General features: G+C 40.7%; 5 protein-coding genes and 1 riboswitch. Of the genes, 2 read left to right on the forward strand and 3 right to left on the reverse strand.

All coding sequences use genetic code 11. From position 1 onward, the window contains the following. Positions 1-11: 11 nt before the first annotated feature. On the forward strand, positions 12-1259 hold the full coding sequence (locus tag WAX46_RS04380) for a glutamate-5-semialdehyde dehydrogenase (RefSeq protein WP_226569649.1): 1248 nt from the start codon (positions 12-14) through the stop codon (positions 1257-1259). Between the two features lie 388 nt (positions 1260-1647). Here the strand turns inward: WAX46_RS04380 and WAX46_RS04385 are convergent, their stop codons facing one another. The 3 genes from WAX46_RS04385 to WAX46_RS04395 all read right to left on the reverse strand — a co-directional run bounded on the left by WAX46_RS04385 (position 1648) and on the right by WAX46_RS04395 (position 5963). After that, positions 1648-2118, reverse strand: coding sequence for a nucleoside deaminase (locus WAX46_RS04385; protein ID WP_226570194.1), 471 nt, complete (start codon positions 2116-2118; stop codon positions 1648-1650). A 141-nt stretch (positions 2119-2259) separates the two neighbouring features. After that, on the reverse strand, positions 2260-4548 hold the full coding sequence (gene metE, locus WAX46_RS04390; protein ID WP_226570192.1) for a 5-methyltetrahydropteroyltriglutamate--homocysteine S-methyltransferase: 2289 nt from the start codon (positions 4546-4548) through the stop codon (positions 2260-2262). Between the two features lie 152 nt (positions 4549-4700). Further along, positions 4701-4893: riboswitch (cobalamin riboswitch) on the reverse strand. A 107-nt stretch (positions 4894-5000) separates the two neighbouring features. Beyond that, positions 5001-5963, reverse strand: a complete 963-nt coding sequence (locus WAX46_RS04395; RefSeq protein WP_336493414.1) for a S8 family peptidase — start codon at positions 5961-5963, stop codon at positions 5001-5003. Between the two features lie 643 nt (positions 5964-6606). On the opposite strand from WAX46_RS04395, the gene WAX46_RS04400 reads away from it, so the two are divergent. Then, complete coding sequence (locus WAX46_RS04400) at positions 6607-6804, forward strand: helix-turn-helix transcriptional regulator (protein ID WP_336493416.1); 198 nt, start codon at positions 6607-6609, stop codon at positions 6802-6804. Positions 6805-7042 lie beyond the last annotated feature (238 nt).

A 7042-nucleotide genomic window follows, 5' to 3' on the forward strand; every position in this document is an offset into this window, starting at 1 on the left:
GAGGGGATACGATGAATGAAGTTCTTGAAAAAGCGAAAAAGGCAAGCGTAGCCAAAGATCAGCTGCTATTAAAAACGACTGAACAAAAGAATGAAGCATTACACGCAATTGCAAAAGCACTAAAAGCATCTTCAGCTTTTTTAATTGAGGAGAACCAAAAGGATGTCCACTCGGCCGTAGAAAAGCAGTTCACTCCATCTGTCTTAGACCGGATTACATTGACAGAAGAGAGGATTGAAGCGATCGCAGACGCTACGCTTCAACTGATTCAGTTAAAAGACCCAATTGGTGAAACGTTAGAAACCATTCAAAAAGAAAACGGTCTTTTGATTGAAAAGATACGTGTGCCTCTCGGGACGGTTGGGATGATTTATGAAGCAAGACCGAACGTGACAGTGGATGCTGCTACACTTTGTTTGAAAACTGGAAATGCTGTCATTCTAAGAGGAAGCTCATCGGCTATCCATAGTAATAAAGCAATTGTGAAGGTGATTCATGAAGCGCTTCATGAAACGAATATTCCAGTAGACAGTGTGCAGTTGATTGAATATACAGGTAGAGAAACGGCTAAAACGCTGTTCACCTTAAACGATTACCTGGATGTCCTCATTCCGCGTGGAGGGAAAAATTTAATCGATCTCGTTGTCAGAGAGTCCACCGTTCCAGTGCTTGAGACAGGTGCAGGGAATTGTCATATCTACATTGATGAAACGGCCAAGAAAGACATGACTGAGCAAATTGTCCTAAATGCCAAAACCCAAAGACCATCTGTTTGTAATGCCATTGAGAGCATTGTCATTCATGAAACATGGGCAAAAACACATGGTGCTTCGTTATTTGAAGCACTTCAGTCAAGTGGTGTAGAGATACGAGGAGATGAAGCTGTATGCCAGCTTGCTCCTAGCGCAACTTTAGCGACAACAGATGACTTTGAAACGGAATTTTTAGCACCAATTGTCAGTATCAAAATAGTTCAGAACATAGAAAAAGCCATTCAACATATTCAAACATATAGCTCCAAGCACTCTGAAGCAATCATTACGGAAAATGATCAGCATGCGGCATTTTTCTTAACAGCCGTCGACGCTGCCGCTGTTTATCATAATGCGTCGACTCGATTTACAGATGGGTTTGAATTTGGCTATGGAGCCGAAATAGGCATTAGTACACAAAAACTGCACGCAAGAGGGCCTATGGGTCTGCCAGCCTTAACCTCTGAAAAATTTGTGATTTGCGGTCAAGGCCAAATAAGAAAATAACGAATCTAAAAGAGAGTCTTGTCACAATGGGCTCTCTTTTTCCTTCCATTTTTAAAGCCATTAAAGGAAGGAATGCTTCGCGCCAACTTTTCCGATCTTTCGAAAGAAATAGATGAGCATCAAACCCATGTCACGGCATGCTTGAATCCTACTATCATTTCTTCAGAGGCATGTATGAATTCGGCCGGAGGCAATACATTGCTGCCATATCGTCATATGAAAAGGCGGAGCACAAGCTTTCTTTTGTGTAAGACGATATTGAACGTGCTGAAGATCATTTTAAAATGTCAGAAATATATTATCAAAAGAGGACAAAGGGCTAAAATAAAGATCACTTTAGCCCTTTGTCAACAATCTGTGACACCTGCTGTAAAGCATGTGTCTTATGTTAATATTCTTTCTTTTTGTCGTATGCTTCCCACGCTTCAAATGGCGCAAAGGTTTTTTGAAGGGTTAGCTTGAAAAATGGAATGTTTCTTGATTCGTATTCTTTGTTGATTTCTTCATAAATAAATGAGTCATCAAAACCAGAAGTCGCTGCATCCTCATGTCCAGCTGCAAAATACACCGCTTTTGGCCTTGCCCAATAGATAGCGCCAAGGCACATCGGACAAGGCTCACAGCTTGAATATAAAATACAATCTTCTAATTGATATGTATGTAGAGCCTGGCACGCCTTTCGAATGGCTGTGACTTCTGCATGTGCGGTTGGATCGTTGCTCGCTGTGACATTGTTACTTCCCTCTGCAATGATCTGCCCACCTTTGACAATGACTGCTCCAAAAGGACCGCCAGTACCACTATTGACTCCTTCTACTGCAAGATCAATTGCACGTTGTAAAAAAGCTTCGTGATTCATTGTCTTCCTCCCTGTGTTCGACTGACTTCTCTAGTATAAACGAATCATACTAGAAAAGAAATCACCCTAGCAGGTGATCGAACAGGACAATATACGGATATAAAAACCCCCTGCTATATTCAGCAGGGGAGAGACATTCAATTATGCATGCTGCTCCAGCTTTTTACGAGCCACTTCAGCGGCTGTTACCATGTTTTTCAAAGCTGCAATGGTTTCAGGCTCTTGTCTTGTTTTTAGACCACAGTCAGGATTGACCCAGAAGCGGTCTGTCGGACAAACGTTCAGCGCATCATCAATGATTTTACTCATTTCCTCAACAGATGGTACGCGTGGGCTATGGATGTCATATACCCCAAGTCCAAGTCCTTTCAAGTACGGATGTTTTTCTAAATAATCAAGGAATCCGCCATGACTGCGTGAGTGTTCAATGGTGATGACATCGGCATCAAGGTCTTCAATCGTATCAACAATATCCTCGAAGTTACTGTAGCACATATGTGTATGAATTTGCGTTTCATTTTGAACAGACGATGTCGATAAACGGAATGACTCTGCTGCCCAGTTTAAATATTCTGCCCAATCACTTTCTTTTAAAGGAAGACCTTCTCTTAATGCAGGCTCATCCACTTGAATGACTTGAATACCTACTTCCTCTAATGCTTCTACCTCTTTACGCAAAGCGAAAGCGATCTGGAAGGCAATGTCTTTCCGGGAGATATCTGTTCTTGGGAAAGACCAGTTTAAGATCGTAACAGGTCCTGTCAGCATTCCTTTGACCTTTTTCTCTGTTAAGCTTTGAGCGTAAACCGTCTCTTTCACTGTCATTGGCTCTGTAAATTCTACATCTCCATAAATGATTGGCGGTTTCACGCAGCGTGATCCATAGGATTGTACCCAAGCAAATTTCGTAAAGGCAAAGCCAGCTAGCTTTTCACCGAAGTATTCAACCATGTCTGTACGTTCAAATTCTCCATGAACCAGAACATCTAGGCCAATCTCTTCTTGGATATCAATCCATCTTTTTGTTTCTTTCTTAATAAATTCATCATATTCTGCATCGGTCCACTCATTTTTGCGCCATTTTTGACGAGCACTGCGCACCTCGGCTGACTGCGGGAAGCTTCCAATTGTTGTTGTTGGAAGAAGCGGCAGTTCAAGAGATTCGTTTTGAATCCGAAGGCGCTCTTCAAAGGCAACTGGACGTTTAAAATCTTTTGAAGAAAGGCTGTTGCGTTCTGCTGTTAAATCCGCATTCGTTCCTTTCGCAAATTCTTTTAAAGTTAGAAGTGCTTCTGCTGCTTCAGTGATGTCTACATCAATGGCAGCAGATCCTTTTGATAAGCCTTCTTTTAATAGCGTTAATTCAGCCAGTTTTTCAGTGGCATAAGAAAGTCCGTTTAATAGTTTTTCTTCAAGCTGTTCGCTTGGATGTTTTGCAACTGGTACGTGAAGAAGGCTGCTTGAAGGCTGTAGCCATACTTCTTTCGGCTGAACGTCAGCAATCACTTCAGAAATAAACGATAATCTTTCACCTAAATCTGATCTCCAAATATTTCTGCCGTCAATGATGCCTGCTGCTAAAATTTTATTTTTCGGGAAACCATGCTTTTTCACTTGTTCAAGGTTGCGTCCTTGATCATGGACAAAATCAAGACCGATGGCTTCAACTGGATACGTGACAAGCTCTTCATAGGCATCTACTGAGTCGAAGTATGTTTGAAGGAGAACGTTTAAGGCAGGTACAGCTTCTTTAATCGTTTGATAGATCTCTTTTACTGCTTTCACGTCTTCACTTGAAGCTGTGACTAAAGCAGGCTCATCAATTTGAACCCATTTCACACCGGCTTCTTCAAGCTCTTTTAACAACTGAATATAAAACGGCACTAGACGCTGCTGAATCTCTTTCACTTCATTGGCTTCATAGCCTTTAGAAAGAGAAACAAATGTATAAAGGCCAAGAACGACAGGTTTTGTTTCAACACCAAACGCCTTTTTCACCTTTTCATAAGCTTCAAGCGGTTTGTTGTGTGTGAGTTTGAATTCCGTGCTATTTTCGTATTCTGGAACGATGTAGTGATAGTTTGTATTAAACCATTTTGTCATTTCACTTGAGACAGCATCTTTTGTCCCTCTTGCCATCGCAAAGTATGTATCTAGCGGGTCTTTCAAGTTGCGGAAGCGCTCTGGAATCCAATTGAACATGACAGCAGTATCCAGCACGTGATCATAGAAGGTGAAGTCTCCAGAAGGAACAACGTCAATTTGTTGATCAATTTGAGTTTTAATAGCGGCTAAAAATTGTTCATCGAGAGTGCTTAATAGGGTTTCTCGGTCAGTTTGACCTTTCCAATAAGATTCAAGTGCTTTTTTCCATTCTCTGTTTAAACCAATTCGCGGAAAACCTAGGTTACTTGTTTTAACAATTGTCAATTCCAATTCCTCCTCTAAATATAAAAAGACATTCACACTCATGATCAAGATTGATGAGGGAAAATGTCTGGTTTAAAAAGACAAAATGTGTGTGCGAAATCAAGCGAGAGTAGAACTGATGCTTTTCCGACATCTCCTATCAACCGTAGGGGGTTTGATGTGATAGAGCGGCTGGTATCCTGGCTGGTGAATCTGCAAGCTTTTCATCCTTCCCATCCTAATGATAGTGGATCAAAAAAGAAAAGCTCTCCTCACTTACAGTGGCGGGACCGCGCCGGATTTTCACCGGTCTTCCCAATTAAAATTCGACGTGTCATCGAATTACCGACTCTCAAACTATGAATTTATTGTGTTCGATTATATAACGTTCACTTCATTTCGTCAAAGTAAATTTTGAATAATTTTAATTAAAAAAATCCTGAGAAAATTCTATCTTTTCTCAGGACCTATACTTAATCTATAGATAAAAGATCGGATTCCAACGTTTTTTCAAGCAGTACATCAGGCGCAGTTAAATATAAAAATCCGTTTCCTACAAGGGGTTTCGATTGTTTCAGCGGGAGGGTTCTCCGCACGAGCTGAGCATATACCTCAGGTTCTGTCAGCTTACGCTGGAACGCTTCTTCCTCCGCATTTTTAATTATGGCTAATGCACCGCTCACGTGAGGGGCAGCCATTGAAGTACCTGTCAGTCTTCCGTATTTATGGTTAGGGAGAGTGGATAAAATGTCTTCTCCTGGAGCGACGAGGTCGATTTCTTTATTCGCATTGGAAAATTTAGAGGATTCTCTTGCAAGGGAGACAGAGCCGACGGCAATGACCTCATTGTATGCAGCTGGGTAGGAGAACTCTTCAGTACGCTCGTCCCCGTCACCTTCATTTCCTGCTGCACAGACAACAAGCACACCGCTGTTTACCGCATGTTGAATGGCTTCCTCGAGGGCTGGCTCATTGCTTGGACCTCCGAGAGACATGGAAATAATATCAACCTTCTGCTCAGCCGCATAGTTGATGCCATTGATAATCCATTCGTATTTCCCGCTGCCATTTTTCCCTCCGAGGACTTTTACGATCAGTAGTTTGGCTTCAGGAGCAACACCTAAAATGCCGCCATTTTGATCCGTTGCTGCAATCGTGCCTGCTACATGGGTACCATGCCCATTGTAGTCTTTCACATTTTCAGCATCTCCATCGTCATCATCGGTAAAGTTCTTGCCTCCGATAATCTGATCTTTTAAATCGGGATGCTCCGTATCGCAACCTGTATCAAGGACAGCAATGGTTATGCCTTTTCCTTTGAAGCCACTTGACCAAAGTTCGGGTGCTTTAATCTCCTGAATACTTTCCGGCGTCTCTTTCGCTTCCATCACATTGGCTTTTACTTCATACGGAATTAAGCGAATTTCACCTTTCATAAGAAAGCCCTCCTTATTTTGTTTTCAAAGTAGATTCAGGCTGCGTAATGTTATTGTATAAAACAAACATTTGATCGGAAAGGGTCAATTGTAATAATTTTTAAAATAATCAAACTATTATTAAATGTGCAGTTCTCCTCATATCTTGAAGAAAGAAGTCACCTTTTGAGGAAAACTCTTGATATCATATGAAAAAGAAGGAAATGCTGCATAGTGAACTTGCACCTGTACAGGTGGAAATGGGTGAAAAGAACTAAAAAAGGCAGAACGGAAAAAACAATTAAATAAAGAAATAGAAGAGAAAAGGAAAGAAAGAGCACATGCGAGGGCAGATGATTGTTTTATTATGATAATTTTATCGAAAGGACAAAATGTAAAAAATATTTGACATATTGGCTGGGAGGGGACTAAAAATTGGATGATGTAAAAGTTGTGTATTCAGTGATATTATTAGTGATTAGATTGTTCATTTTAATCCCACCAATGATTCAAAAAGAAAAAAATTTACTACTCAAAAGCTCAATCCTATGCATTTATGGTGGTGATCGGTATGCTTGTATTAGAAGTCGCAGAATCCATTTTCTTAATGATTCAAATGATATGTGTTCCATTACTCATTTACAGAAAAAAATATGGTGATTTAATGCAAAATCATATTAGAGAGCTAAGAAAATCCATGAAATTATCCCAAGAAGAACTTGCTAAACGTTGTAAGGTCTCAAGACAAACCATAAATGCCATTGAAAATGATAAATACAACCCTACTTTACAATTAGCCTTTGACATTGCCTCTGTCTTGAATACCACAGTAGATGAGCTTTTTGTCAGTAGAAAGAAGTAATCAAGTGGCCTCATGTTGAGGCCTTTAGGCTGTCGATTTTCTCGACAGCCTAACCTTACACATTCATGTGTAAGGTTTCAGACCGTAGACAAACCCCACCTTTACTTCAAGTAAAAGTGGGGTTTTCACTTATTTTGATAAAATTTATCAGTTGTCTTACGCTGGACATGGTCCTTTCCATGTCCAGTTTGCTAGCTTTTTGAGATTCATGGCAGCGAAAGTAAGCATCGCCTGCATT

Origin of the sequence: Bacillus sp. FJAT-53060 (genome assembly GCF_037104745.1) — a bacterium.
GTDB lineage: Bacteria > Bacillota > Bacilli > Bacillales > Bacillaceae > Bacillus > Bacillus stratosphericus_B.

Coding starts and splice junctions, on each gene's coding strand:
- WAX46_RS04380 (WP_226569649.1), top strand. CDS start 12: ATGAATGAAGTTCTTGAAAAAGCGAAAAAGGCAAGCGTAGCCAAAGAT.
- WAX46_RS04385 (WP_226570194.1), bottom strand. CDS start 2,118: ATGAATCACGAAGCTTTTTTACAACGTGCAATTGATCTTGCAGTAGAA.
- WAX46_RS04400 (WP_336493416.1), top strand. CDS start 6,607: ATGCAAAATCATATTAGAGAGCTAAGAAAATCCATGAAATTATCCCAA.
- WAX46_RS04395 (WP_336493414.1), bottom strand. CDS start 5,963: ATGAAAGGTGAAATTCGCTTAATTCCGTATGAAGTAAAAGCCAATGTG.